This is a genomic window from Pseudomonas sp. Leaf15 (genome assembly GCF_001421425.1).
In the GTDB taxonomy this organism is placed as follows: Bacteria; Pseudomonadota; Gammaproteobacteria; order Pseudomonadales; family Pseudomonadaceae; genus Aquipseudomonas; species Aquipseudomonas salomonii.
Genome location: NZ_LMKI01000011.1, coordinates 18,505 through 45,129, shown reverse-complemented (window position 1 = coordinate 45,129; position 26,625 = coordinate 18,505). Strand labels below are relative to the sequence as shown.

The 26,625-nt window shown below is 61.0% G+C and carries 24 protein-coding genes and 2 pseudogenes; 12 read left to right on the top strand and 14 right to left on the bottom strand.

Translation table 11 applies throughout. From position 1 onward, the window contains the following. Positions 1-7: 7 nt before the first annotated feature. A complete protein-coding gene (locus ASE80_RS10140) occupies positions 8-1,159 on the bottom strand; it encodes an MFS transporter (RefSeq protein WP_056858780.1) in 1,152 nt (383 codons plus the stop codon). Between the two features lie 355 nt (positions 1,160-1,514). Here ASE80_RS10140 and ASE80_RS10135 point away from each other — a divergent pair, with 355 nt between their 5' ends. The 5 genes from ASE80_RS10135 (at position 1,515) to ASE80_RS10115 (ending at position 8,592) form a co-directional block, all read left to right on the top strand. After that, positions 1,515-2,501 (top strand): diaminopimelate epimerase, encoded by a 987-nt coding sequence (locus ASE80_RS10135; protein ID WP_056858779.1) that lies wholly within the window; start codon positions 1,515-1,517, stop codon positions 2,499-2,501. Between the two features lie 302 nt (positions 2,502-2,803). After that, on the top strand, positions 2,804-4,819 hold the full coding sequence (gene tssI, locus ASE80_RS10130; RefSeq protein WP_056858778.1) for a type VI secretion system tip protein TssI/VgrG: 2,016 nt from the start codon (positions 2,804-2,806) through the stop codon (positions 4,817-4,819). Then, a complete protein-coding gene (locus tag ASE80_RS10125; protein ID WP_056858777.1) occupies positions 4,819-5,643 on the top strand; it encodes a DUF4123 domain-containing protein in 825 nt (274 codons plus the stop codon). Before tssI ends, ASE80_RS10125 begins: the two co-directional genes overlap by 1 nt. Further along, complete coding sequence (locus ASE80_RS10120; protein ID WP_056858776.1) at positions 5,636-6,421, top strand: hypothetical protein; 786 nt, start codon at positions 5,636-5,638, stop codon at positions 6,419-6,421. Before ASE80_RS10125 ends, ASE80_RS10120 begins: the two co-directional genes overlap by 8 nt. A gap of 14 nt (positions 6,422-6,435) precedes the next feature. Next, the gene (locus tag ASE80_RS10115; RefSeq protein WP_056858775.1) at positions 6,436-8,592 is read left to right on the top strand and encodes a lipase family protein; all 2,157 of its coding nucleotides are present in this window, start codon (positions 6,436-6,438) and stop codon (positions 8,590-8,592) included. A gap of 25 nt (positions 8,593-8,617) precedes the next feature. Here ASE80_RS10115 and codA read toward each other — a convergent pair whose 3' ends face one another. The 7 genes from codA to ASE80_RS10080 all read right to left on the bottom strand — a co-directional run bounded on the left by codA (position 8,618) and on the right by ASE80_RS10080 (position 14,406). Further along, on the bottom strand, positions 8,618-9,853 hold the full coding sequence (codA, locus tag ASE80_RS10110; protein WP_056858774.1) for a cytosine deaminase: 1,236 nt from the start codon (positions 9,851-9,853) through the stop codon (positions 8,618-8,620). A 98-nt stretch (positions 9,854-9,951) separates the two neighbouring features. Continuing rightward, a complete protein-coding gene (gene codB / locus ASE80_RS10105; protein WP_056858773.1) occupies positions 9,952-11,220 on the bottom strand; it encodes a cytosine permease in 1,269 nt (422 codons plus the stop codon). A gap of 140 nt (positions 11,221-11,360) precedes the next feature. Then, on the bottom strand, positions 11,361-11,984 hold the full coding sequence (locus tag ASE80_RS10100) for an NUDIX hydrolase (RefSeq protein WP_056858772.1): 624 nt from the start codon (positions 11,982-11,984) through the stop codon (positions 11,361-11,363). 9 nt (positions 11,985-11,993) lie between these two features. Beyond that, positions 11,994-12,434 (bottom strand): GNAT family N-acetyltransferase, encoded by a 441-nt coding sequence (locus ASE80_RS10095; protein ID WP_056858771.1) that lies wholly within the window; start codon positions 12,432-12,434, stop codon positions 11,994-11,996. Positions 12,435-12,462: 28 nt separating this feature from the next. Further along, entirely contained in the window at positions 12,463-12,660 is a 198-nt protein-coding gene (locus ASE80_RS10090; RefSeq protein ID WP_056858770.1) for a helix-turn-helix transcriptional regulator, read from the bottom strand. A gap of 233 nt (positions 12,661-12,893) precedes the next feature. Beyond that, complete coding sequence (queD, locus tag ASE80_RS10085; RefSeq protein ID WP_003237990.1) at positions 12,894-13,250, bottom strand: 6-carboxytetrahydropterin synthase QueD; 357 nt, start codon at positions 13,248-13,250, stop codon at positions 12,894-12,896. A 76-nt stretch (positions 13,251-13,326) separates the two neighbouring features. Then, on the bottom strand, positions 13,327-14,406 hold the full coding sequence (locus ASE80_RS10080; protein ID WP_056858769.1) for a patatin-like phospholipase family protein: 1,080 nt from the start codon (positions 14,404-14,406) through the stop codon (positions 13,327-13,329). Positions 14,407-14,577: 171 nt separating this feature from the next. Here ASE80_RS10080 and ASE80_RS10075 point away from each other — a divergent pair, with 171 nt between their 5' ends. Genes ASE80_RS10075 through ASE80_RS10065 form a run of 3 tightly spaced genes read left to right on the top strand, consistent with a single transcriptional unit; the run spans position 14,578 to position 16,879 of the window. After that, positions 14,578-14,901, top strand: coding sequence for a PepSY domain-containing protein (locus tag ASE80_RS10075; protein WP_056858768.1), 324 nt, complete (start codon positions 14,578-14,580; stop codon positions 14,899-14,901). Continuing rightward, on the top strand, positions 14,901-15,569 hold the full coding sequence (locus ASE80_RS10070) for a response regulator transcription factor (RefSeq protein WP_017135293.1): 669 nt from the start codon (positions 14,901-14,903) through the stop codon (positions 15,567-15,569). The genes ASE80_RS10075 and ASE80_RS10070 overlap by 1 nt, the downstream gene beginning before the upstream one ends. Next, positions 15,566-16,879, top strand: coding sequence for a sensor histidine kinase (locus tag ASE80_RS10065; RefSeq protein ID WP_056858767.1), 1,314 nt, complete (start codon positions 15,566-15,568; stop codon positions 16,877-16,879). Before ASE80_RS10070 ends, ASE80_RS10065 begins: the two co-directional genes overlap by 4 nt. 114 nt (positions 16,880-16,993) lie before the next feature. Here ASE80_RS10065 and ASE80_RS31790 read toward each other — a convergent pair whose 3' ends face one another. Both ASE80_RS31790 and ASE80_RS31785 read right to left on the bottom strand, forming a co-directional pair. Beyond that, the gene (locus ASE80_RS31790; protein ID WP_370694359.1) at positions 16,994-17,749 is read right to left on the bottom strand and encodes a methyl-accepting chemotaxis protein; all 756 of its coding nucleotides are present in this window, start codon (positions 17,747-17,749) and stop codon (positions 16,994-16,996) included. 102 nt (positions 17,750-17,851) lie between these two features. Continuing rightward, positions 17,852-17,998, bottom strand: a pseudogene (locus ASE80_RS31785) (HAMP domain-containing protein); the annotation flags it as partial. A gap of 1,381 nt (positions 17,999-19,379) precedes the next feature. Here ASE80_RS31785 and ASE80_RS10055 point away from each other — a divergent pair. The 3 genes and pseudogenes from ASE80_RS10055 (at position 19,380) to ASE80_RS31775 (ending at position 22,626) form a co-directional block, all read left to right on the top strand. After that, positions 19,380-20,699, top strand: coding sequence for a Na+/H+ antiporter family protein (locus ASE80_RS10055; protein ID WP_162238846.1), 1,320 nt, complete (start codon positions 19,380-19,382; stop codon positions 20,697-20,699). 247 nt (positions 20,700-20,946) lie between these two features. Continuing rightward, positions 20,947-21,768 (top strand): annotated as a pseudogene (locus ASE80_RS31780) (cache domain-containing protein); the annotation flags it as partial. 36 nt (positions 21,769-21,804) lie between these two features. Continuing rightward, on the top strand, positions 21,805-22,626 hold the full coding sequence (locus ASE80_RS31775; RefSeq protein ID WP_371920513.1) for a methyl-accepting chemotaxis protein: 822 nt from the start codon (positions 21,805-21,807) through the stop codon (positions 22,624-22,626). Between the two features lie 65 nt (positions 22,627-22,691). On the opposite strand, the gene trhP is transcribed toward ASE80_RS31775, so the two are convergent. Further along, complete coding sequence (gene trhP / locus ASE80_RS10045; RefSeq protein ID WP_056858763.1) at positions 22,692-24,005, bottom strand: prephenate-dependent tRNA uridine(34) hydroxylase TrhP; 1,314 nt, start codon at positions 24,003-24,005, stop codon at positions 22,692-22,694. 317 nt (positions 24,006-24,322) lie between these two features. Between trhP and ASE80_RS10040 the strand changes: the two genes are divergently transcribed. Further along, positions 24,323-25,390 carry an AI-2E family transporter gene (locus ASE80_RS10040; protein WP_056858762.1) on the top strand — a complete coding sequence of 356 codons (1,068 nt, stop codon included), beginning with the start codon at positions 24,323-24,325 and terminating at the stop codon, positions 25,388-25,390. A 37-nt stretch (positions 25,391-25,427) separates the two neighbouring features. Here ASE80_RS10040 and ASE80_RS10035 read toward each other — a convergent pair whose 3' ends face one another. From ASE80_RS10035 to ASE80_RS10025, 3 genes are all read right to left on the bottom strand, one after another. Then, positions 25,428-25,610 (bottom strand): hypothetical protein, encoded by a 183-nt coding sequence (locus ASE80_RS10035; protein WP_017135285.1) that lies wholly within the window; start codon positions 25,608-25,610, stop codon positions 25,428-25,430. Between the two features lie 91 nt (positions 25,611-25,701). Next, a complete protein-coding gene (locus tag ASE80_RS10030; RefSeq protein ID WP_010211349.1) occupies positions 25,702-25,896 on the bottom strand; it encodes a hypothetical protein in 195 nt (64 codons plus the stop codon). A gap of 245 nt (positions 25,897-26,141) precedes the next feature. Beyond that, the gene (locus ASE80_RS10025; RefSeq protein WP_017135284.1) at positions 26,142-26,495 is read right to left on the bottom strand and encodes a hypothetical protein; all 354 of its coding nucleotides are present in this window, start codon (positions 26,493-26,495) and stop codon (positions 26,142-26,144) included. Between the last annotated feature and the right edge of the window lie 130 nt (positions 26,496-26,625).

Genomic DNA, 26,625 nt, shown 5'->3' with positions numbered 1-26,625 from the left:
GAGCGTTTTACACCTTGAGAATTTTACCGCTGATGGCCACCCCGGCCAGCAGCAGCGCAATCAGCACAAAGGCCGTGCTCAGGCTGCTGCCGTGGGCGATGAACCCGATAACGGCAGGCCCGGCGAGAATACCGGCATACCCCAGCGTGGTGATGGCCGGTACGGCGATATGTTCCGGCATGACCTGTTGTTTACCGACGGCGGTGTACAGCACCGGCACGATATTCGAGCAGCCGGCACCCACCAGGGCATACCCCAGCAGCGCGGTTTCCCAGGCCGGCAATAAGGTGGCGAGCAACATGCCAGCAGTGGCCAGCGCGCCGCCGATGACGATCACGCGGGTGGCGCCCAGGCGGCGGACAATCGAGTCACCGGTCAGGCGCCCTGCGGTCATGGTCAAGGCAAACGCCGCGTAACCCAGGCCGGCGTAGGCTTCATCGAGACCGCGTTCCGCACTGAGGAACACCGCGCTCCAATCCAGCACGGCGCCTTCGGCCAGGAACACGATGAAACACAGGCAGCCGATAAACAACACCACACCGTGTGGCACGGCAAACGCCGGGCCAGCGCTTTCGCTGCCGTAGGGCAGCAGATGAGGTCCGGCCTTTAACAACGCAAGCGCCATGATGACGATCACCACCAGGGTCGCCTGCAACGGCGACAAGCCCAGCCCCAGTAACCCCGCAACCCCCGCTGCGCCGACGATGCCGCCAAGGCTGAACAAACCGTGGAAGCCCGACATCATGGTTTTGCCGCTGGCGCGTTCAACGATGACGGCCTGCAGATTGACGGTCGAATCCACAGTGCCCAGGCCCGCTCCAAACAGGAACAGCCCGGCTATCAGCAAGGGGATCGAACTGACCGTGGCGAGCATCGGCAGTGCCAGGCAGATCATGATCGTGCCGGCTGTCAGTACCCGTCGGCAGCCGAAACGAGAGGCCAGTGCACCCGCCATCGGCATCGCGATGATCGATCCGACGCCCAGGCACAACAGCAATAGGCCCAGCGTGCCTTCATTCAGGTTGGCGCGCGCCTTGGCATAAGGCACCAGCGGCGCCCAGGCTGCGATACCGAAGCCGGCGATGAAAAAGGCGATACGGGTCGACATTTGTTCCAACCGCCCGGGAACCACGGGCGCTGGGGTGGGGATGGCAGTCATGAAAAATCCTTGGTTTTGCGTTCAACGAACGATGTCCGGCGCGACATCCTTGCACATCAGGCCCTGTCGAGCGAGCCGGGTTCCCTTCAAGCGAGCGTCTGACACCCAGGTGCAGGTTTATTGTTACAGGAGCGGAACGTCCTCGACGGTGGCGACCACACAGAGGCTATCGGATTCTTCGGCGGTGGTCTGGAAGGTGCGTAATCCGCGTGAGAACGGATGAACCCCAGGTTTTTGCGTTGGATTACCACCTTCCAGTCCACTGCCCACTGCGCAGCCTTTCTGTAATACGCTGCTGCCAAGTGTGTGAGCAAACGGAGAAATACGCCGATGAATATTCTTGTGAAGCATCGCTATGACGCAGTTCTATGACGCGCGGGGCAATATTTACGGTGTGGTCAGCCCCGCCTATCTACGCAGCAAGGGCATTGCAGTGTCTGAATCTGCCGACCTGGCTGCCAGCACTCGAAAAGCGTGGACAGCCTCAGCGATCGCGTCGGAGTGTGAGTGGGGCACGTTACCGCGCGCGGGCAATACCAAGGCGCACCGCTGCGATGGTTTGCTGGTGGGGCCGTTCCAGTCTGCGCCGCCGTTTGACGTGTTGATCGTCAATACCGATGGCACGCTCGCCGAACGCAGTGGGAACGGGTTGACGATTTTTTCCCAGGCGCTGACGGATCAAGGTTTGATGGCCCAGGGGTGTGAGTTGCACGTGCATCACGACAAGCACGATGCAGCCTCGCCGGTGGCGACCTATTCGCAGCCGGCGACCTTTGAACAGGTGGCTGGTTTCTGGTTGGCCTTGGGGCGACCGGAGTTCGGGCCAGCAGCGGTAGCCGCTACCGGTGTTGACGTCGTAACGCTGGGGCAATGTGATTTCAGCCATGTGGCTGCACTGGCGGCGATCGACCCGCAATGGGCCGTTAGCCAGTTCGTCCGTGTGGGCAATCCTCATTGTGTGACGCTCGTCGAGCATGTCCAGGCCTTGCCGGACAATCAGTCGATGCACCAGCCCGCACTGTTTGAGCCGTTACGGGCCATTGCCTTTGCGCCGCCAGGCGGGCGCGGCCAACCTTGTTCGGCTGGGGTCAACCTGCAATGGGCCGTACATGCTTCAGGCAATCGGGTCATCGCGCGGGTGTTTGAGCGAGGAGAAGGACCTACCGCGTCCTCGGGTACCAGCGCCAGTGCAGTTGCCTGCGCGGCATGGCGCGCGGGTTGGGTTGACGCCGGCGAGGTGGCCGTGGTCATGCCGGGTGGCACAGTGCCGGTGCATTTACACTGCGAGGCCGAAACGCTGCTGAGCGTCAGTCTGTTCGGGACTGCATGCGCGCAAGCCTGAGGGCGCAGAAGTGGCTGATATCTTGAATACGTGTCAGCCGTTTCTTTATCGGTTAGTTGTATGGTTAAAGTTGGCGTAAGAAGTTTCTTGTTGTTGAATACTATTGAGTTCTGCGAATTTATTATTTTGTAAAAGACACGTCCTACCACGTTGTGCGAAACGTCTTTTTTATTTTTAAAGGGTCAAATTCCGCCTGAAGTCGCTAAGATTTATTGGGTTCAGGCGCTTTTTCCCGGCAGTTCAATCAATGCCCGATGGGGGGAGGCCTTTCAGTCAAATAATTGATGACGGGTAACTTAGGGATGGTTGAAACATCTGCCGCGCCACGTTTCAAGTTGATACTTCCAGACATAAGCAATGACTTTCAGGTACTCGCTTTCAAAGGCCGAGAAGTCCTTGATCAGCCTTACTTCATTACCGTGCATTTAGTCAGCGAAAATCCCTCTCTGGATCTGGAGGCGCTGCTTCATCAGCCGGCTTATCTTGACTTTGGCGAATCCGATGCGGGGCTGCATGGGCACATCTACGCTATCGGCCGTGAGGGGCCCGGCGTTCGGCTCACTCGCTATCGTCTCACCCTGGCACCACGCCTTGTGTGCCTGGCCCATCGACACAACCAGCGGATCTTCCAACAACGCAGTGTGCCGCAGATTATTGCGGCGGTCCTTGAGTACCACGGCATTTTGGCGGACGCCTATGCCTTCGAACTGGGCCCTGTGGCCTACCCACCCCGTTCGTTCTGTGTTCAGTACGCGGAAACCGACCTGCACTTTATCCAGCGGTTGTGCGAGGAGGAGGGTATTCACTACCACTTTCGCCATGGCCCGAATAATCACGTGCTGGTGTTTGGTGATGACCAGACGGTGTTTCGGCGCCTGGCTGCACAGCGATTTTGCTCGACGCACGCGCTGGCCAAAACGAGAGCTATCCGGCAGTTCGGCGTGCGTCTGGAGACCCGTACCCAGTTGACGGTGCGCCGTGATCATGACTTCGAGCATCCGTCGCTGCGCCTGGAAGACAAGGCCGGGCCTGCATCGACGCAGCGCCTTGAGGACTACCATTACCCGGGTGGTTTCAGCGACCATGCGCGAGGTCGGCAATTGGCGCACAGGGGCCTGGAGCGGCATCGGCGCGACCGCCAGCGTGCCGTGGGCAAAAGTGATCAACCGCTGCTGGGCAGCGGTCATTTTCTTGAGCTGTGTGACCACCCGGACCCCACCTGCAACGACCTGTGGTTGCTTACGTCGGTGCATCACGAGGGGTATCAACCGCAGGTGCTGGAGGAAGCGGCGCCTGTGGCGGGCACATTCCATGGCTACCGCAACCGGTTTAGCGCAACACCCTGGCGCGCCGTGCATCGGCCCCCCCTCAGACACCCGAAACCTACCCTCAATGGCAGCCAAACCGCCATCGTGACGGGGCCAGCAGGCGAGGAGGTGCACTGCGACGCCTACGGCCGAGTAAAGGTACGTTTTCATTGGGACCGCCTCGACCCCACGGATGACAACAGCAGTTGCTGGGTACGGGTAGCATCCGGTTGGGCGGGTGATGGCTTCGGCGCCATGCTGATTCCGCGGGTGGGCATGGAGGTGCTGGTAACCTTTCTGGAAGGCGACCCGGACCAGCCGTTGATCAACGGCTGCCTGCCCAATGCGTTGCACCGGCCGGCTTACCCTTTGCCGCAACACAAGACACGCAGCGTGTTGCGCAGCCGCAGTGTTCAGGGTGGCAGGGGTGCCAACGAACTGCACCTCGAGGACCGCCACGGCGAGGAACTCATCTACCTGCGCGCCCAACGGGACCTGGAACAGCAGGTCGGCCATGACAGTCGCCTTGAGGTGGCGGGAGAGCGGCGGGAAATCATCCGCGGGTTAAGCACGGTTCACTTGGAAAGTGGCGAGCAGCGCCACATCACCGGAGACCGCACGGTCATGCTTGGCACCAACGATCGGCTGGAGGTGCAGGGAGACAGCCAGACGCATATCGGTCAGTCCTTGGTTATCCAGGCCGGGCAGCAGATCGTCCTCAAGGCCGGCGCCAGCCTGGTCATCGATGCGGGCGCACAATTGAGCCTCAAGGCTGGGGGCGAGCACCTGATTATCCAGGCGGGCGGCATTTTCAGCAGCCGGCCTGTCACCGTTGGCGGCTTGCCGCCCCTCACTCGGTCGGCGAACCCATTTTCGGCCATGGATGCGTCGAACCTCTCGACGGCCCAAGGTACGCTTCTGGACGAGGCCCGGCAGTTGGGCGCGGACTTCTGCCCGGTGTGCGAGGCGTGTCGTGAAGGCCAGTGCACCCTCATGCGGAGGGCAGCCTGATGTCAAGTGAGCCAGGCCAGTGGATGGCTGAACAACAGCAGGCGGGGCGCCGATTGTGCTTGATCCTGGATGGTCACCACGACGCATGTCAGCAGCTGTTGGCGGTGCGCAACCTGTCACAGTATTGCTGCCTGTACGCTGAGACCGCCCTGGCCGAGTTGGCGGCGGCGAGCCCGGTGATTCTGCTGGTGGAGCAGGCGGACGAGCCTGCGCTGGTTGATCTGCTGCAACACCCCGAAGCGAACTGGGGCTGGTTGGGCAGCCTGCCCGGCGATGATCTGGCTGGTGTGGTTCGGCATTGGCGCGAACGCCTGCTGGTAGGGCACCAGGGAAGCCAGGCCCTGTATCGCTTTCACGATAATCGTACCTTGGCACGTGCTTTGACCCATTTGCAGGGCGAGCACTGGCCCGTGTTTCTCGGCCCACTGATCAGTGTGTGCTATTGGCACCAAGGCTGTTGGTGTCAGGGTGAAAACCCAATGCCAGGTGAGTATCCGGTGCCTGTGCCTGCACCCTGGCTGAACACGCCCAACCCTCAGGCTGAAGTGATCCTGCACGCCAATATCCTGCGTTATCTACTGACTGAACACAGCGAAAAGCTCGCCGGCCTGGTTGAGTTTCAAGACCCCAGAATCTGGCTGGCACAGGTTCTGGAGCAAGCCCGTGCCTGGCAATGGCGAGGCCCCCAGCAGCTCGAATTCCTGGTGGTGCGCCGGTTGGAGGAGGCGACGCAAGGCCGCACGATGCGGTGGCAGCCGGTAGAGGGCGAGGCGCCAGCGGAACATTTTGAGCGGGTGCTACGGGAGTGGCAAAAGCATGAATAGGTGGACGCGCAGCGTTTTGATAACGCTCGGTGCTGGATGGCTCTCGGGTTGTGCGCTGGCACCGCCGGCTGATCGTTTTACGCTGGAGGTGGATTTGCCGGCGCAATTTCGATTTATCGGTGCGGCCAACTACCGTCCAGCCAGGTATGAGCTCTGTACCTTGCCGCAGCGTCGAGGCAAAAGGCCTGAACGCAAGATCTTTATTGCCGATTACAAACCCGTGGCCGAACGGGTGAGCTATGAGTTCCCGCTGACTGAAACCATTGAGGGGTGCCCTACGGTGTTGCGTAGCGTGGAGTTCACTCTTTATGCGAAGTGGGGTGAGCTTGACACTGATGTAGGGGGTAGTTTCGCGGCAATTTCTTTCGCAGATCCTATTGAGTCTGAACGCGTAGCAGCGATGCCCGAGTCGGGTGTACAGGAGTTATTTGGACAATGCATGTGGTTTTTCCGAACGGCCGGCCCCGAGCATGCGATCAGAAAGCTTTTGGAATGTAACGCATTGGACACGAAGGGCAAAAGGCAAGAAACGCGCCCGGGTGGCGTGGTGCAGAGAGCGTTGCTCCCAGGGAAAAAAGTAAGGCTGACGTTGAGCGTTACAGACGAGGAGGCTCCCGCCTTTCAGGACACCTGGCTGGCTGTTCCGGGGGGGTGGAGACGGTGCCGGGGTAAAAGTTTTGAAGACCTGTCCGGATACTGTGGCAGTAACACCACGGACTTTAAACCTATAACGATGCCGGATGGGCGTGTCTGCGATGTTTATCCAACGTGCAAATAACAAGGAGTTGATTCATGAACCAGGCAGCATGGAAGCAACCTTTTTTCAGTAGCGAGATGTCTGCTTGCCCATTGAAAGGGCATTGGGCAAGTGTTTCTCTTGTTGATGAAACGGGCAGCGGGAAGGCTTATGGCGGGCTTGTCTACACGATCCAGGACAATACCGGGCGTCTGTACAAAGGAAGGTTGAATGGAGAGGGGTACGCCAAGCTCGAAGGGTTTTACTGTGGCCCGGTCATTCTTTCTCTGGATTCGCAGTATTCCGGCGAGGAGGAGCCGTATTCGAAGTTGAGAAAACGCAAGACTTACCCGTTGCCTATCACCGAACTTCAAGCCCGCGCCGAACACACCCGATTTTCAGCGGCTGATGGCCAACGTATTGAGGGCAACCCTGCACAACGCCAGGCCGACCGATTTTATCAGGTTGAGGTGCGCGATCTGGTACGACATATTGCCCACCTGCCGCCGTTTGCCTCCAGAACCCACCACCCCCCAAGGCATGCGCTGAAAATGATGGCCGAACTGGGGTTTGGTCCACCGCAGCCCGCATTGTCAGGCGTCGTGTTGTTCCCCAACCTGCACACGGTGTTGGAGGTACGGCCTTTGCGGGCCCTGCGCCCGATGTTGTCAACCGATGATCAGTTTTGTGCGTTGAACCTGTATCAATTGGCGTTGATGTCCACATTGAGTTACTGCGATTTTGGCCAGCAGCCTGCAAAACCTCCGGTGGAACACGTCAGTTTTCCCCTGGATCCCAGCGCAGGCAATCTGTTCGCGGAAAAACTCTCGGGGTTTCAAGAAGCCTGGAAGGTCGATCGTGATCAGGCTCAGCGCTTCTTCCCGTTGTATGAAGAGGTTCCATACTCCCAGCGGTTTGAGATTTTGCCCTTCGATCCTGAGTTGTATCCACAGAATCGGCCGGAGCTTGGAGAGAAACAGGAACATCCCGCCAGCCTGCACTTTTTTGATGATGAAGCGTCCGGTACGGATACCCAGGCGTTTATCAGTCATCACAACGAAGTCATTCTGATCGCTGTTCGAGGCACCGCCAGTGGTGCCGATGCACTACGCGATGCTAATGCCCACCAAGTGCCATTTACCGATGGTGTTGGCAAAGCCCATGAGGGGTTTTATCTGGCCTATCGAGCGATGCGCGATTTTGTTCTGCACTATCTTGATCAATTCCACAGCGGCCAGCGCATTGTGATTTGTGGCCACAGCCTTGGCGGCGCCATCGCGTTGCTCCTGGCAGAGGGGTTACGCCGAGTTACTCGCGTAAAGTATAACGTCCTCCTCTACACCTACGGCGCTCCCCGCGCCGCAGACTCCGAGTTCACCGACGGCGCCTCAGCCCTCATCCATCACCGCATCGTCAACCACAACGATCCGGTCCCCAGTGTCCCTGCCACGTGGATGAATACCACCGCCAAACTCTGGGTGCCGGGCGCCATCACGCTTTTTGCCGCGCCCGGTGCGGGTGGCCTGCTGTTCGCTGCCGGCCTTGTGCGCGTCGGCGGTAACCCTTACCAGCACCACGGCGAACAGCAGCACTTCATGCCTATCAAGCTACCGGACGGCACGCATTCCTCGGTGTTATGGGCGCCCGGTTGTGAGTCCATCCTCGAGGCCGGATGCAACCGGGTGCTGCAACTGCAAGGCGATATGCCCGAGCGTGCCAACCTGTTGAAACAACTGTTCCAGGCCAGCCAGCACTTCATGACCGCCAGTTACATTCCAGCCGCGTGGGCCACGCTGCGTCGCTGGCAGCAAACCGTCGATAGCCAGGGGCCTTTGATCACCACCAGAGAGTTCGAGTTGATAGACCTGGCGCTCGACACAATGACCCAACAACTGCGCGACAAGAACCGCGAGCTCGAGCGTCGTCGCCCACCGAACCAACGCGATTATGGGCATGCGCATAACCAGGCGCTGAACGCTGAAGTCGACCGCTTGCGCAGCAGCCGACGTCGCTTGGAGTCGTTGCGCTGGCGCCGTCTGGACCTGCGTGACGTGTATGGCAGCCACGCCGACTCCACCGGCCTGCGGCCCAGCGTGAAGCGCTGGTTGCGCCACCCTGAAAACCGCAGGTTGGCGCAAATCGCCAGTATTCCTGCGCCGCTTAAGGACAGCGCCGGCCGGGTGCAGCCACTGGATATCGACTCAATCGTCTGACCCCGGTTACCTACGACCCCGGTGCTTACAAAAACTCCACCTGTGCCGGCCTGCGTTGCATCAGCACCTTGCCATTGCGGATCGAATACAACGGCAGGCCCTGGCTGCGGATCACCTCGTAGTCACTGTCTGCCGAAAGGATTAGTAGGTTGGCGGGGCGACCGGGTTCCAGGCCGTACCGGTCACCCAGGGCCATGGCCTTGGCGCTGTTGTCGGTGACCAGGTCGAGGGCGCTTTGCAGGTTGCGGTAACCCAGCATGTGGCAGATATGCAGACCGGCTTCCAGCACGCGCAGGATGTTTCCGTTGCCCAGCGGGTACCAGGGGTCGACGATGGAGTCCTGGCCGAAGCAGACGTTCATGCCGGCCTCGAGCAGTTCATTGACGCGGGTGACGCCTCGGCGTTTCGGGAAACTGTCGAAGCGCCCCTGCAGGTGAATGCTTTCGGTAGGGCAGGAGACGAAGCTGATGCCCGAGTGTCCCAGCAGGCGAAACAGTTTGGCGCAGTAGGCATTGTCATAGGAACCCATCGCTGTGGTATGGCTGGCGGTGACGCGCGCGCCCATGTCGCGGCTGCGGGCCTCTTCGGCGAGCACTTCGAGAAAGCGCGAGTGCGGGTCATCGGTTTCGTCGCAGTGCACGTCCACCAGGCAGCCGGTGCGTTCGGCCAGGTCCATCAGAAACTTCACCGAACTCACCCCTTGGTCGCGGGTGTATTCGAAGTGCGGGATGCCACCGACTACATCAGCGCCCAGGCGAATGGCTTCCTGCATCAGCTCGCGGCCGTTGCGGTAAGACTCGATGCCTTCCTGCGGGAAGGCGACGATTTGCAGGTCGATCAGGTGGGTGCTTTCTTCGCGCACCTCCAACATGGCTTTGAGCGCGGTGAGGTCAGGGTCAGTGACATCGACATGGGTGCGCACATGCTGGATGCCATGAGCGGCCAGGGCCTGGATGGTTTTCTTGGCGCGAGCCTTGGTGTCTTCCTGGGTGATGGTGGCTTTGCGCTCGCCCCAGCACTCGATGCCCTCGAACAGGGTACCGCTCATGTTCCAGCGTGGCTCACCGGCGGTCAGGGTCGCGTCGAGATGGATATGTGGCTCCACGAAGGGCGGTATCACCAGGTTGCCGGCGGCGTCGAGGTCACCGGCCATTAAGGTGGGGGCCACGGTTTGTGCGGTAATGCGGGCGATCCGGCCGTGTTCCAGGTGCAGATCATGCAGGCCTTCACGGTTGCGCAGGCGGGCATTGATGATATGCATGGGCAAGTTCCTCTTGGCTTTGGATAATCAGGCAGGCAGCCGCCAGGTCATCAGGGTTATCAGCCACAAGGTTACCATCCTCATGGCGGTAGTCGGGCTCATGCCTGCACGTCAGTCAACGGTGCGCGCACGCGCAGGGCTGCGGTGAGTGCGATGTAGGCCAGGGACGCGGCCACAATCCCCACCAATGGCGCCACCCACGGTGAGTGAAACGCCAGCACGGTGCCCACGGCATACGCCACCAGCCCCGGCCAATTGAACGCCGGCAGGCGTGCATCGGCCAGGCGCGGGTACTGGCCGCGATAGCGGTAGAAGAAGTCCGCCATGATGACCCCGCCAATCGGCGGGATCACGGTGCCCAGCAGAATCAGATAAGGCACCAGCAGGTCGTACATGCCAAGCAGTGCCAGCAGCGTGCCGATCACTGCGCCGGCCAGGGTCACGGTTTTGCGCCGCCGGGTTCGCAGCAGGTTGCAGCCGGCCACGGCGAAATTGTAGATGGTGTTGTCCTGGGTGCTCCAGATGTTGAGCAGCAACATGGCCATCGCCGCCATGGCGAAACCTTGCAGCAGCAATACCTCGACCACATCCGGCTGCTGATAGACGATGGCACCATAGGCACCGATCAACACCATCAAGCCATTGCCGATAAAAAAACCGATCAGGCTGGCCAGCACTGCGACCTTGGCCGAGCGAGAAAAACGCGTCCAGTTGGTCGCCTGGGTGGCGCCGCTGACAAAGGTGCCGAATACCAGTGTGATGGCGGTGGACACGTCCAGTTCCGCCGTCGGCACCACGGCCAGCAAGCCCTCCAGGCCGCCGACTTTGACGGTGGCGACCCACATCGACAGCAACAGCAGGATGCCCATGGCCGGCACCGCGATATAAGACAGAATCTCCAGCCCGCGATAGCCCACATAGGCGGTGGCGCAGAACAGCAGGCCAAACAGCACCATCAGTGCCAGCACCGTGCCTTGGTTCAATTCGAAATATTTGCCCAGCACCACGGCGGCGGTGGCGGTGCCCCAGGCGTACCAGCCGATCTGGGTGAAGCCGAGGATCAGGTCGCTGAGTTTGCTGCCCACTTCGCCAAAGCAGAAGCGCCCCATCAGGACCGAATTCAAGCCGCTTTTGAACGCGATATAGCCCAGGCCTGCGGCGTAGATACCCAGCAACAGGTTACCCAAAGCCACGACACCGAGCATGTCGGTAAAACTGAACGCCACGCCCAGCTTGCCGCCGGCGAACATGGTCGCGGTAAAGAAGGTGAAGCCCAGCAACACCATGGCGGTGGACGCAAGGCCCTTGCGCGCATGCATCGGCACTTCACTGAGGGGGTAATCGTTACCCGGTTCTTGCTGCGTCATGGCCTTGCTCCCTGGATGACTGACGCCGTGCTGTTGCACTGCGCGTGCCAAACCGGCAGCGCGGCGTATTTGTCGCCAGGCAGCTGCGTCGACCGCGCCCAAAAAGGCACGAAAGCAGTGCAGCGGTGACACAAAGTGGATCAGTCGAACTGCGTCTGGGTGGTCTCGCCACGATGAAACGCAAACGCCGCTTCAAGATCGCTTTCGATGGTGCGCCCACGGGACAGCGGGGGCAGGTCGTCGAGGGTAAAAAAGCCCACTTCAGTGGTTTCAAACCCGGCCACTGGCGCCAGTTGGTCGGCCCGCTCGCACAGGAAATACAGCTTGTAGAAGTCCCGCACATCCGGGCGATACAAGCCCTTGGCCTTGTGCGTGACGCTGTACAGCGCGCGTGCCGTGACGCTCAACCCGGCTTCCTCACGGATCTCCTTGACGATGTTTTCCGCCGCTGACAGGCCGATATCGGCATAGCCACCGGGCAGCGCCCAGCAGCCGTCGGTCAATTCGCGCACCAGCAGAATCCGGTCGCCTTCGATCACCGCGCCACGTACGTCAATCATTGGGGTTGAATAGCGCTTGGCAAAATCCGGCACCAGCCCGGTGATGCGCGCAAGCGGCACATCCGCCAGTTGCGCGAGCATGCTGTGGGCAATCTCGGCAATTTCCTCAAGGCGTTCGCGTTCGAAGTCGTCGGTGCAAAAATGCAGCCCCGTAGACGCCAGTGCCTGTAAGCGTTTGGCCTGGGCCAGCCAGAGGTTTTCCATGGGATGCTCCTATAGATGTTTGATCATATAGACGCGGCGCAGGCCGTGTTCCTCGGGGCAATGGGTGCGCACATAGCCACGGCGACTGTACAGCGCGAGGTTCTCGGTCATCACCTCGTTGGTGTACAGACGGATAGCACTGTAGCCGGCATCGAGGGCCTGCTGTTCGGCAAAATCCATCAGCTGTCGCCCGAAACCAAGGCCCTGGGCGTGTGGGGCCACGGCGAGGTTATCCAACAGCAATGCCGTGTCGGTGTGCATCAGGATAACAAAGCCTTGAACCTGCCCGGCGTGGTCGAGCACATGCACGCCACCGTCTTCGACCCGCTGCGGGTAGTCCTCCAGCATTGGCCCGGGCTTTCGGCCGATGCGCTCGATGTAGGGCGTATAGGCAGCCTGCACGATGGCCTCGATAGCGGCACTGTCATCGGCAGTGGCGGGGCGTATCAATTCAGCGTGCTCCTGTCATAAAAAAGGCTCAATCCACTGGCGCTTCGAAGATCGCCTCGATGGGCCGTTCGAACACCTTGGCGATCTTGAACGCCAGCGGCAAGCTCGGGTCGTAGCGGCCGGTCTCGATGGCATTGATAGTCTGGCGCGATACGCCCAGGCGCTGCGCCAGCTCGGCCTGGGACCAACCCAGTTCGGCGCGCAGCGGGCGCAGCTGATTATTCATTGATAGCGCCTTGTGCCAATGATCGTGGCCACACACCAGACGCCGCCCATGATCGGCCATACCATAAAGGCCGACAGGCGCGGCAGGCCTGCGGTTTCCAGGAAACCGTAGCTGAAGTTTAAGCAAAGGATGCTTTACGTTGGGTGTGCAGGTTTTTCATGTCAAGCACGCTTTACAGCTGCAGTGGCCAGGCATAAAAAACCACCCGCAGGTGGTTTTAAACACTCAAGCGCTTACTCGCCGCGATAGATGCAACCGCTGGTGCAGGTCTCGTGGATGCGAATCGCGCTGAGTTCCGGCAACAGGGGCTTGAGTTCGGTCCAGATCCACTTGGCCAGCACTTCGCTGGTCGGATTCTCCAGGCCAGGGATGTCATTGAGGTAGTTATGGTCGAGGCGTTCGTACAGCGGCTTGAAAATCGCCTTGATTTCCGAGAAATCGCGGATCCAGCCGGTATGGGGATCCAGGTCGCCGCTCAGGTGGATCGCCACCTTGAACGAATGCCCGTGCAGGCGCCCGCATTTGTGGCCTTCCGGTACATGGGGCAGGCGGTGGGCGGACTCGAAGGTAAACTCTTTGAAGATTTCCACAGTATTTTAAGCTCGGTCAGGTATCTGGCAGGCGGCGAGTTTAACAGCTTGACCCCTTGCCGCGCATACCGCTGGGTCACAGGGCTTGCAGCCGCTCGCCCAGCCCACCATTGTCCGCCAGTTGCAGAAACTCATCCCCCAGCCGCCGACTTTCGCTCATCGCGGTTTGCCAGTATTTGTTGCGGCTCGAGTCATCGCCCATAAAGCGCTTGAAGTCGCTGCGGTCCGGCAATTTGCCGTGGGGCAGGCGGGCCAGGTAGTCCCTGGAGGGCGCCAGTAGCAGCACATCCTGCAAGCCTTGCGGGTTACTGCGCCGCCACGGCAAGCCCTTGTCGAACCAGCCGGGGATCACCCGGTCGGTGAAATGCGGGTACAGCACAATGTCGTCGCCGTGATAGGGCAGGTCGAGGTGATAGTCCAGCAGGCCACCGTCGCGGTAGGTGCCCGTGCCTGCGCCGGGCAGGTCGCGCACGCCTTGCATCACCATGGGGATGGAACCGGAGGCCAGCAGCGCCTGGCGCAGGTTGCCCAGCTGCAGGTCGAGGAAGCGCGAGGGGAAGTCCGTCAGCGCATGCACCGGAGGCGCCTGGCGCGGGTCGTGGATGATCAACCGCTCAAAATGCCGCGACAGCCGTGCACGGCCACGCAGGTTGTCGGCAATCACCGACGACAGGCCCAGCCCCAGTCGCCCACGGTGGTCATCGGCGAGCAGGCCGTGGCTCTTGACCACCATGATATTCAGGCGATAGTCGGGGTTGTCCAGCACCCGCGCATCACGGCCAGCCAGCAGGTCGTCGAGCATGCGCTGGCAGCTGCGGCTGACTTCGGCCATGGTCACGCCCTTGGCGAAGCGTTGTTCGTTATACAGGCGGCCGAGGTCCAGCAAGCCTTGCACCGGGTCGGGCAGGCACGCACTGGCAAACCGCCAGGAGCCGATCGACGAGCCGATCAGTGCGCGCTCACGCGGCGCGCGTGGCAGCCAATCGCCGAACAGTGCCAGGTCCAGGCCTTGAATGCCCAACGCCTTGGGGCCACCGGCCGCACCGGGTAGGATGCCGACATCCGCCGGCGCAAGGCCTTGCTCGCGAATGCGTGTGAAAGCGCGTTTGCCGGCCTTGAGGGTCAGCGCGGGAAACTTGATGTGGATGGCAGTCATACAGGTCTCGGTTGCGGCGAACAGGCAATATAAGAGAAATCCTGCAGCGGTGGGTAAGGTTACCGATTGAAAATTGCCATGGTGGCAATTCAGTTTCAGTTAAGTTGTCAGGGGTACCGTGGTGGCCCATGTCCCTCCTCGGGCCGCCCTCAAGGAACATCAGGATACGTAATGAAGGTAAATCTACGCGCGGGCAGGCTAGCGGTGCTGGTAATGCTTCTAGGCAGTGCAAGCCTGTCGGCCCATGACCTTGGGCAGGATGAAGCCCTGCGCCTGCGTCAGCAGGGCGTCATCGCGCCGCTGGAAGAGTTGCTGGGGCCGGCGCTGGAACGCTATCCGGGCGCCAAGCTGCTGGACGCCGAGCTTGAGGAACACAAGGATAGGCCGGTGCGCTATATCTATGAAATCGAACTGTTGACCGTCGACGGCGTGGTGCGCGAAATCGAACTGGACGCCAGTACCGGTAAGCTGCTCAAAGATGAGGAAGACGACTGATGCGCCTGCTCCTGGTAGAAGACAACGTACCCCTGGCTGACGAATTGCTGGCTGGCCTGCAGCGCCAGGGCTACGCAGTCGACTGGCTGGCCGACGGACGCGATGCCGCGTATCAAGGCCGCAGCGAACCTTACGACCTGATCATCCTCGACCTTGGTTTGCCGGGCCTTCCGGGCCTGGAGGTGCTGGCGCAATGGCGCGCCGCGGCCTTGGCCACTCCCGTGCTGGTGCTGACCGCACGCGATTCCTGGGCCGAGCGTATTGAAGGGCTCAAGGCCGGCGCCGACGATTACCTGAGCAAACCCTTTCACCCCGAAGAACTCTACCTGCGCATCCAGGCGCTGTTGCGCCGTTCCCACGGTCAGGCCAACCAGCCGACGCTGCAAGCCGCCGGCCTGCATCTGGATGAAGGGCGCCAGTGCGTGTTGCGCGATGGCGATGAGATCCAGCTGACCGCCGCCGAATTCCGCCTGCTGCGCTACTTCATGTTGCACCCGGAACAGATCCTGTCGAAAAGCCACTTGGCCGAGCATTTGTATGACGGCGAGACCGAGCGCGACTCCAATGTGCTGGAAGTGCACGTCAACCACCTGCGCCGCAAACTGGGGCGCAGTGTGATTGAAACCCGGCGTGGCCAGGGTTACCGGTTTGGCGCCGCTCCGGCATGAGGTCGATTCAGCGGCGCCTGAGCCTGGGGCTGATCAGCGTCATGGTGGTGGTCGGCGTGGTGCTGGCGCAGACCAGCTTGTGGTTGTTCGAGGCCGGTTTGCAGCGCTACCTGGAAGCCGGGCTGCGCAACGACAGCGAGAACCTGCTGGCCGCACTGGTGCGTGGGCCCGAGGGTGTTCAGTTGGATGAGCAGCGTCTGTCACCGGCCTACCAACGGCCGTTTTCCGGGCATTATTTCCGCATTGATTTTGCCGACGTTCACTGGCGCTCCCGCTCGTTGTGGGACCAGGAACTGCCGCGCCTGACCGAGCCGGGGCTCAAGGGCAACCTGCAACTGGGGCCGGAACGCCAGCAACTGCTGGTGTTGCGTTCGGACTACAAGCGTTTCGGGCAGTTGATTTCCATCAGCGTGGCCCAGGACTACACGCCCGTGCGCGAAAGCTTTCGCCTGATGCGCCAGATTGGCCTGATCATCGGTTTGGCGGCGCTGTTGCTGGTGCTGTTCCTGCAACGGGTCACCGTGCGTCGCGCCTTGCGCCCACTGGAGACGGCACGCAACCAGATTGCCCAGCTGCAACAGGGCCGGCGCTCGCAACTCGATACCCAAGTGCCGCTGGAACTGGAGCCGCTGGTGGCGCAGATCAACCATCTGCTGGCCCATACCGAAGACAGCCTCAAGCGCTCACGCAATGCCTTGGGCAACCTTGGCCATGCGCTGAAAACCCCGCTGGCGGTGCTATTGAGTGCGGCCTCCAGTGAAGCGCTCAAGGATCACCCCGAACTCGGCAAACTGCTGCGCGAGCAGCTCGAACAGGTGCAGCAACGCCTCAACCGCGAGCTCAACCGCGCCCGCCTGGCCGGCGAAACCCTGCCCGGCGCGCTGTTCGACTGTGAAAAAGAATTGCCCGGCCTGCTGGCCACCTTGCGCATGATCCACGGTGAACACCTGGACTTGAGCTACCACGTTGACCCGGGCCTGCAACTGCCCTGGGACCGCGAGGACCTGCTGGAGCTGCTCGGCAACCTGCTGGATAACGCCTGCAAATGGGCGGATGCCGACGTGCGCTTGGCGGCCAGCGAAACCCCGCGCAGCTTTCTGCTGGCCGTCGAAGACGACGGCCCCGGCATTCCGCAGGCCCAGCGTGAGCAAGTGCTCAGCCGCGGTGCGCGCCTGGATGAGCAGATTGACGGCCATGGCCTGGGGCTGGGGATCGTGCGGGATATCGTCGAGGTGTGGGGGGGGACGTTGCAGTTGCAGGACAGCGAACTGGGCGGGCTCAAGGTGCTGATCGAATTACCCAAGCGTTGAGATCGTTCCCACGCTCTGCGTGGGCATGCCGCCTTGGACGCTCGGCGTCCCGCTGTCGACGGGTGACGCGGAGCGTCACAGGAGGCATGCCCACGCGGAGCGTGGGAACGATCATTACACCCGAAACTGATCCATCAACCCCTGCTGCTGATTCGCCAGGCTGTTCAATGCCTGGCTCACCCGTGCCGACTCATTGGCCTGCTCCGACAGCGATTCAGTCACGTCCCGAATCGTCGCCACATTGCTGTTGATCTCTTCGGCCACGGCGCTTTGCTGTTCGGCGGCGCTGGCGATCTGCAGGTTCATGTCGCTGATCACCGTGACTGCCTCGCCTATCTGGCGCAGGGCGGTGACCGCCTGGCCAACCTGCTCGACACTGCCCTGGGCCTGGCGATAGCTGTTGCCCATGGAGCCGACCACGTCGGTGGTGCCGCTTTGCAGGTGCTCGATCACCAGGCGGGTTTCTTCTACCGACTCCTGGGTGCGCTGCGCCAGGTTGCGTACTTCGTCGGCGACCACCGCAAAGCCACGCCCAGCCTCACCGGCGCGGGCGGCTTCGATCGCGGCGTTGAGTGCCAGCAGGTTGGTTTGCTCGGCGATGCCACGGATCACTTCCAGCACCGAACCGATCTTCTCGCTGTTGGCCGCCAAGCCTTCGACCTGGGCCATGGCGGTGCTCATGTCCGCCGCCAGGTTGCCGATGTTGGTGGTGGTGCGGTCGATCACACTCAAGCCGTCGCGGGTGGCCTGGTCGGCATCGCGAGCGGCGTGTGCCGCCTGGGCAGCGCTGCGGGCGACGTCCTGGGCGGTGGCGCTCATTTCGTGGGAAGCGGTGGCCACTTGATCGACCTGGCGGTACTGCTGCTCCATGCCGGCGCTGGTTTGCGTGGCGATCGCGGCGGACTGGTCGGCAGTGCCACGGGCGTCCTGCACCGAGCGTTTCACTTGGGCAATGATCGGTTGCAGCTTGTCGAGGAAGCGGTTGAACCAGCCGGCCAACTCGCCCAATTCATCCTGCTTGTCATAGGCCAGGCGGCGGGTGAGGTCGCCTTCGCCGCTGGCAATGTCTTCGAGCATGCGCGCCACGCCAAGGATCGGCCGGGTGACGCTGCGGGCCATCAGCCACACAAGCACTAAGCCAACCACGGCCGCCAGCAGGCCCAGGCTCAACTCCAGCAGCGTGCCACGGGCGTTGTCCGCGTCCAACTGTGCCTTGAGTGTTTCGGCGGGGCCGACCAGGACTTTTTCCGGTACATCCAGCAACACGCCCCACGGCTTGCCGCCGGGAATCGGCGCGAATGGCGCCAGCACCTTGAGTTGGTGACCGGTACGCAGGCTGCTGGTCTGGGGGGTGCTGGCCAACACGCTGATCAATTGCGCGCCGCTGGCGCTGTCGACCTGATCCAGGCGCTGGCTGAGTTTGCCGGCGTCCGGGCTGTAGCCGGCGAGCAAACCGGTGGGGCTGAGGATGCTGACCTGGGTCTGGCCGTCGTACAGCTTCTGGCTGGCCTGTTGGCTCACGGCCTGCAAGCTGTTGAGGTTGATGTCCACCGACAGCGAGGCGATGACTTTGCCGTTGACCATCAGCGGGAAGACGATGCTGGTCATCAGCACATTTTGCCCGTCGATCACATAAAAGTAGGGTTCGATCACGCAGGGTTTCAGGGTGGTGCGTGGGCAGGTGAACCAGGCGTTGGCTTTTTCGCCGCTGGGGCCGACGCTGACGTCAGCCATGTCGCTTTCGGGCAGCGACATGGAGGTGAGTTTGCCCGGCGTGGGCTGCGACCAGTAGAGGGCGAAGCGGCCTTTGTCGTTGCTGCCCAGCTCCGCCTGATTGGCGAACAACTCGTCCTTGCCGTCCAGCGCATTGGCTTCAAACACCAGCGACAGGCCCAGCAGATCGGGGTTGGCCTGCAAGGCGGCCTTGACCTGTCGGGTCAGGTCTTCGCGAGTGTCGAAGGCGTCGAGGAAGCGTTTTTCGGCTTGTTCGCGCAAAAACAGCACCTGGCGCGAAAAACCATGGCCGTACTGGTAGGCGTCCATGAATTGCTGGCGAATGCCCAACGCCTGCACTTCACCTTGGGCCTCGATACGCGCCTGGGCGGACGCGTCGAGCATCTGCATGCTGGACGCTTTGACCTGCTGTGAACTCTGCTCCATGCGATACAGCGACAGACCCACCAGCAGGGTCACGATCCCCAGCAGGCACAAGCCCGCGAGCAGGGTGATTTTCCATTGAATGGAGAGCTGTCTAAGCGACATCGGGACATCCTTACCTGAAAACACAGAGAAACCCGTTTATCGGCTGTTGCGGATATTTCTTTATTCAAACGTTCAATTTAAAGCCTGAAACGGCGTCGTTTTTTGACATGGAGGCCCGCCTGCTGCAAAGTGCGCGCCCTCTAATAAGACCTCTTAAAGCCTGCACACGGACGCCACCTGATGGCTGCCCGGTCGCGGGCCTGTCTGTTTTTTATGTTTTTTGCTTGAGGTAACCATGATTAACGCAGTCATCGCCGCGGTCGGCACCATGCTGGTGCTCAGTTTGTCCCGCGTGCATGTGGTCATCGCCATCATCGTCGGCGCCCTGGTCGGTGGCTTGACCGGCGGGCTGGGCATCGAGGCCACGCTCAAGGCCTTTAACGGTGGCTTGGGCGGCGGCGCGACCGTGGCGTTGTCCTACGCCTTGCTCGGCGCGTTCGCGGTAGCGATTGCCAAGTCCGGCCTGGCTCACGCGTTGGCGGACAAGGCGCTGCTGCTGGTCGATCGTCAGGAAGCCACCGGCGGCAGTCATGTCAAATGGCTGCTGATCGGCCTGTTATGGGTGGTCGCGATTGCTTCGCAAAATATTCTGCCGATCCATATCGCGTTTATTCCGCTGCTGGTGCCGCCACTGCTGTACGTGCTGACCAAGCTGCAACTGGATCGCCGCCTGATCGCCTGCGTAATGACCTTCGGCTTGATCACGCCCTACATGTTCCTGCCGGTGGGCTTCGGCAATATCTTCCTTAATCAGATCCTGCTGGCCAACGTGGCCAAGAGCGGCGTGGACATCAGCCAGGTCAACGTCACTCACGCGATGGGTTTGCCGGCGTTGGGCATGGTGGTCGGCCTGCTGGTGGCGGTGTTTATCAGCTACCGCAAAAAGCGCGTGTATGACCTGGAAAAAATCGAGCGCGTCGAGCAAGTGGCGGTGCAATACAACCCGTTGACCCTGCTGGTGGCGGGCCTGGCAATTGCCTCGGCGTTTATCATTCAGCTGTGGCTGGATTCGATGATCATTGGCGCCCTGGCTGGGTTTCTGATCTTCTCGGTGTCGGGCATTGTGCGCTGGCGCGACACCGACGACCTGTTCACCGAGGGCATGAAGATGATGGCGATGATCGGCTTCATCATGATCGCCTCTTCGGGGTTTGCCGAGGTGCTCAAGGCTACCGGTGACGTGCGTTCGCTGGTGGAAGCCTCGGCGGCATTCATCGGGCATAGCCGTGGTGTGGGTGCGTTGCTGATGTTGCTGGTGGGGCTGCTGGTGACCATGGGCATTGGTTCGTCATTTTCTACGGTACCGATTCTGGCGGCGATTTTTGTGCCGTTGTGTGTGCAATTGGGCTTCAGTCCGTTGGCGATTGTGTGCATCGTGGGTACGGCGGGGGCGTTGGGTGACGCGGGTTCGCCTGCGTCGGATTCCACGCTTGGCCCGACTTCCGGCCTGAATATCGACGGCCAGCATCACCATATCTGGGACACCGTGGTGCCGACCTTCCTGCACTACAACATTCCGTTGCTGGCGTTTGGCTGGATTGCTGCGATGACCCTCTAGTATCTGCAACAGGTTCAATTGTGGCGAGCAGGCTAGCCCTGCGTTGGAGCGCGAAGCGGTCCTGAATCCAGACACCTCGATCTACCTGGCGTGTTACGGCGCCTGAAAAGGGGGCCGCTACGCAGCCCAGCGCAGGGCAAGCCTGCTCGCCACAACAGTCCCAGTCGCCACCAAGTTCAGGTGTCCTACAGATATTTCGCCACTGGCCGTTAACCTCTCAAGTCGCCACGAATAAGAGAGAAAAGCCATGCGTCTGAGTTTGAAGGCCAAAGTCCTGTCCCTGGCCGTCGTGCCGGTGTTGTTGTTTGCCGTGGTCATCAGCCTGACCACGGTGTGGATCCTGCAGGGCCAGGCGCGCAATGAGGTGGATGAAACCCGCCAGCGCCTGCTCAATGACGCCAAGGCCACCCTGCAAGGGTATGTGGAAGTGGCGATGACCACGATCAAGCCGCTCTATGACGCGGCCGCTCCCGGCGATACGGCGGCGCGGGCCCAGGTGGTCAAGCTGCTGTCCAACACGGCTTACGGCAAGGACGGCTACTTCTTCGGCTACGACTCCGAGACCATCCGCCTGTTCAAGGGCAACAGCCCCGACGGCGTAGGCAAGAGTTTCAAGGACAACCGTGACCCCAACGGTGTCTATGTCAACCGCGACCTGGTCAAGGTCGGCAAGGACGGCACCCACTACCTGCAATACAGCTCGACCCAGCCCGGCCAAACCGAGCTGGTGCCCAAGCTTGGCTACACCGAGTACCTGCCCAAGTGGGACATGGTCATTGGTACGTCGGTGAACCTCGATGGCATCGAAGCCCAGGTGGCGGTGGTCGAGGCCAAGGTCGAAAAACGCATGGAAGGCGTGCTGCTGAGCATCCTCGGCGTGGCGGTGGTGGTGCTGTTGGTGATTGCTGCGGTAGGCATGCTGGTGGCCAATACCATCTTGCGCCCACTGAACCTGATGAAAGCCAACCTCGACGATATCGCCGCAGGCGAGGGCGACTTGACCCGCCGCCTGGCCATCACCAGTCAGGATGAGCTGGGGGAATTGGCCGGCGCGTTTAACCGCTTCGTCGACAAGATCCACGGCCTGGTGCGTCAGATCACCGAAATGACCGCGCAACTCACCGGGCTGGTCAGCCAGGTGTCCGAGCAGGCCCAGCGCTCGGAAACCGCCATGGAACGCCAGCGTCACGAGACCGATCAGGTGGCGACTGCGATCAACCAAATGTCCTCGGCGGCCCACGAAGTGGCACGCAGTGCGCAAGGCGCCGCCGTCGCCGCGCAACAGACCGACGCCGAAGGCCAGGCCGCCAAGCGGGTGGTGGACGGCAGCATCGCGCAGATCCATGCACTGGTGAATGACATTCGCAGCAGCGGCGTGTCCCTCGACAGCTTGCAGCAGGACGTGTCGTCGATTGTCAGCGTGCTCGGCGTGATCCGCTCAATTGCCGAACAAACCAACCTGCTGGCCCTCAACGCCGCCATCGAAGCCGCACGCGCAGGCGAAGCCGGGCGTGGGTTTGCGGTGGTCGCCGACGAAGTGCGTGCGCTGGCCAGCCGCACGCAAACCAGCACGCAGGAAATCCAGGGCATGATCGATCGCCTGCAAAAAGGCACGGTTGCCGCTGTGGATGCCATGCGCCGCTCCAGCGATGCCGGTGATGGCACCTCGGCCCAGGCCAACCAGGCCGGTGCGTCGCTGGACACCATGGCGCAGTTGATCGGCACCATCAACTCGATGAACGCGCAAATCGCCAGCGCCGCCGAAGAGCAGACTGCCGTGGCCGAAGAGATCAACCGCAGCGTGCATCAGATTGCCGTGGCGGTCGACAGCGTGGCCGATGAAACCCAGTTGGGCGCGCAAACCTCGCGCAGTCTGGCGGACCTGGGCCAGCGCCTGGGGCAGTTGGTGGGGCAGTTCAGGATCTGATCAACCCTGGCTTCAGCGTATGTTTGCCTGGCGCTGATACAAATAGGCCTGTCACCGCCCCTGCGTTAGACGTCACGCATCAGCAGGCCGAAGCGCAGGTCCATGTCGCTCGGCAGTGGCACATACGCGGTGTGCCCATCCCCCGGCGCCACGTCTATGGCCTCGCCCTTGGCGTTGTGCAGGTTGGCGAGGTCAAAGTGAAAGTTGCCGGCCGGTGTCATCAATTCCAGATGATTGCCCACGGCAAAGCGGTTCTTCACCTTGACCTCGGCCAGCTCGGCCCGGCGTTCGCCGGTCAATTCGCCGACAAACTGCTGGCGCTCCGACACTGAGCTGCCGTTCTGGTAGTTCTGGTATTCGTCGTGTACATGGCGACGCAGGAAACCTTCGGTGTAGCCACGTTGGGCCAGGGACTCAAGATTGGTCATCAGGTTGCGGTCAAACGCTCGGCCCGCCACCGCATCGTCAATGGCCTGGCGATACACCTGCGTGGTGCGCGCGCAATAGAAGTGGGACTTGGTGCGGCCCTCGATCTTCAGCGAATGCACGCCCATGTGCGTCAGGCGCTCCACGTGCTGCACGGCGCGCAGGTCCTTGGCGTTCATGATGTAAGTGCCGTGTTCGTCTTCGAAGGCGGGCATCTGCTCATCCGGGCGGTTGGCTTCTTGCAGCAAAAACACCTGGTCGGTCGGCGCGCCGATCCCCAAGGTTGGTTCACAGTGCTGGACGATATCGCCCGTGGCGTTCTCCACCGCCGGCGTGGCCGAGTATTTCCAGCGGCACGCGTTGGTGCAGGTGCCTTGGTTGGCATCGCGCTTGTTCATATAGCCGGACAACAAGCAGCGCCCGGAATAGGCCATGCACAGGGCGCCATGCACAAACACTTCCAGCTCCATGGCGGGCACCTGTTGGCGGATTTCGCCGATTTCTTCCAGTGATAACTCTCGCGACAGAATCACCCGGCCGATACCTTGCTGCTGCCAGAACTCGACGCTGGCCCAATTCACTGTATTGGCCTGCACCGACAAGTGAATCGGCATGCACGGGAAGTGACGGCGTACCAGCATGATCAAGCCCGGGTCGGACATGATCAACGCGTCCGGGCCCATGGCGATCACCGGGGCCAAATCCTTGAGGAAGGTCTTGAGCTTGGCATTGTGCGGGGCAATGTTGACCACCACGTAGAAACGCTTGCCCCGTGCATGCGCCTCCTGGATGCCGAGCGCGAGGTTGGCGTGGTCGAACTCGTTATTGCGCACCCGCAGGCTGTAGCGCGGCTGGCCGGCGTAGACCGCATCGGCGCCGTAGGCGAAGGCATAACGCATGTTTTTCAGGGTGCCGGCGGGGGCGAGCAGTTCGGGGGCAATCACGGGGGGCATGGGCTCAGGTCGCAAAAGGTCGCGAGGGTAAAGGAGCTGGCCTGAGCCTTTATTGATCCAGATCGGGCTTTTGCCGGGTTTGTATCGCCGTGTGTGGGGGGTGGGCTGTACTGCGTCAATACCTGCGCCACCCGCTACGAACGGCTTGGGGATGATTGGCGTGCACACGCCCGAATACGCGGGCGATTCAGACACTGTTGAACGAGGCCAAGGCGATTCAATGAGGCGGTCTATGCTTGAAGGGCACTCCCAGGTTTTGCCGCGGACTAAGCAACAGGGCCGCTGAAGGCCCTCTGCTTTTCTGACATGGACCGGACATGAACCAAACCAACCTTCAATTCAAAACCCTGCTGTTATTGCTGGTCCTGGTGACCATCGCCTTTATCTGGATATTGCTGCCGTTCTACGGCGCGGTGTTCTGGGCGGTCATCCTTGGCATCATCTTCGCCCCGATGCAGCGGCGCCTGCAGCAACGCTTCAGCTGGAACCGCAACCTGACATCACTGGCGACCCTGGCGGTGTGCCTGGTGATTGCGATTCTGCCGGTGATCATCACCAGCGTGCTGCTGGTGCAAGAGGGCGCCACCCTCTACAAAAATATCGAAAGCGGTAAGTTGGACGTGGCGGGCTATATCGAACAGTTCAAGAACTTCCTGCCGCCGTACTTCCAGCACCTGCTCGACCGCTTCGGCATGGGCAACCTGGAGGGCCTGCGCGAAAAGATCGTCAAGAGCGCGATGCAGGGCAGCCAGTTCTTTGCCACCCAGGCGTTCAGCTTCGGCCAGGGCACGTTTGATTTCCTGGTGAGCTTTTTCATCATGCTGTACCTGCTGTTTTTCCTGCTGCGTGACGGCCCGGAACTGGTGCGCAAGGTACGTACGGCGGTGCCGTTGGCCGAGCCGCAAAAGCGCCGGTTGCAACTCAAGTTCAATCGAGTGGTGCGCGCCACGGTCAAGGGCAACGTGCTGGTCGCCGTGACCCAGGGTGCGCTGGGCGGTTTGATCTTCTGGTTTCTGGACATTCCCAGCGCGTTGCTCTGGGCGGTATTGATGGCGTTTCTGTCGCTGTTGCCGGCGGTCGGCGCGGGGATTGTATGGGGGCCGGTGGCCGCCTACTTCCTGTTAAGCGGTTCGATCTGGCAGGGCTTGGTACTGGGCTTGTTCGGCGTGTTCGTGATCGGGCTGGTGGACAATGTATTGCGCCCGATTCTGGTGGGCAAGGACACCAAGATGCCGGATTACCTGATCCTGATCTCGACCTTGGGCGGCCTGTCGGTGTTTGGCTTGAATGGCTTTGTGATCGGGCCGCTGGTGGCTGCACTGTTTATGTCCAGCTGGGCGTTGTTCGTCGAAAGCAAGCCGCGGGTCAAGCTGCCGTTGCCCTAGTTTTAGCTTTCAGGCGTAAGTTTTCAGGCGTGAATTTTCAGGCATGGAGCCTGAAGTTCGACACCTGCTGTTGCTGTTGTTGCGCAGCGGACAGCGAGGTGAGCGGGCCGCTGATGGTTTCGCCATCGCGTACCACATACCAGCAGGCCAACAACCCAAGCTCCCGGAGAGGGGCGGGGACGGCACTGCCGACAACTGACATGATTTGAACTGTGGGCATAGGGACCTCCAATGGCTATGGGGGTCACCTTACGGGCTGATAGCGCGTAGGAAAAATCACCCATCTCGATAGTCAACATCAACGCCAGGCGTCAATCGACCACTTGATCGAGCATGTTCACCACTTCCTGTTCGCTGAGCAGGCCTTTGCGCACCAGGTTTTCTGCCAGCAGCGCGAGAAATTTTGCACTGCGGTGGCCTTCAAGGTGCTTGAGTTCGGTGAGTGCGCTGTAGACCTTGCTGGACGTGCACAGGCCAGCGGTGCGGTGCGGGTTTTGCGTGGGCATGTTCAGTCGTCCTTAATTGTTATTGGGTGGACCGCTCGATAGTGAGACCGTTGGGTGACGTAAACATGACAGCGCAGGCTCAGGTCTTGCAAGTGGACATTTGACTCTCATGATGTGGGATTGCGGCTCGGGCACTGTCCTCATAGCGACCTTGGCATGATAAAAACGGGCTTTTCAGGCAAAACCCAGGCAAAAAAAGACCCCGCGTGCAGGCGAGGTCTGTTCATTTCCAGCGTGATTGCGTATTACCAGCCGCGGCCGTAATAACCGTGAGGAGGGCCGTAGTAGCCACGCGGTGGGCCGTAATAGACCGGCGCCGGGCGGTAGTAAACCCGCTGTTGCACATACACCGGCGGTGGCGGTGCGTAGTAGACCGGCGGCGGCGCGGCATACACCGGTTGCGGCTGCACATACACCGGTTGCTGCACGTAGACCGGCTGGGATTGGCTGGCAACTACGGAGCCGACAACGGCTGCGCCGATCAAACCACCCAATATGGCCGGGCCACCCCAACCACCACCGTGGGCGGAGGCTTGGCCTGCCATAGCGAGTGCGCCGATAAGCAAGGCGATTTTGGGGATTTTACGAATCATGGTCATTCCTCGGTTAGCCCCTGCGCTTGTGGTCTGCAATCAATAGACTCAAGGATTGTCGCGGGGATACTTTTAAGACAACGTATTTCTGAAAAACAGCACAGCCACTAGGTAAAGGTTGTGTAAGGTCTGTACC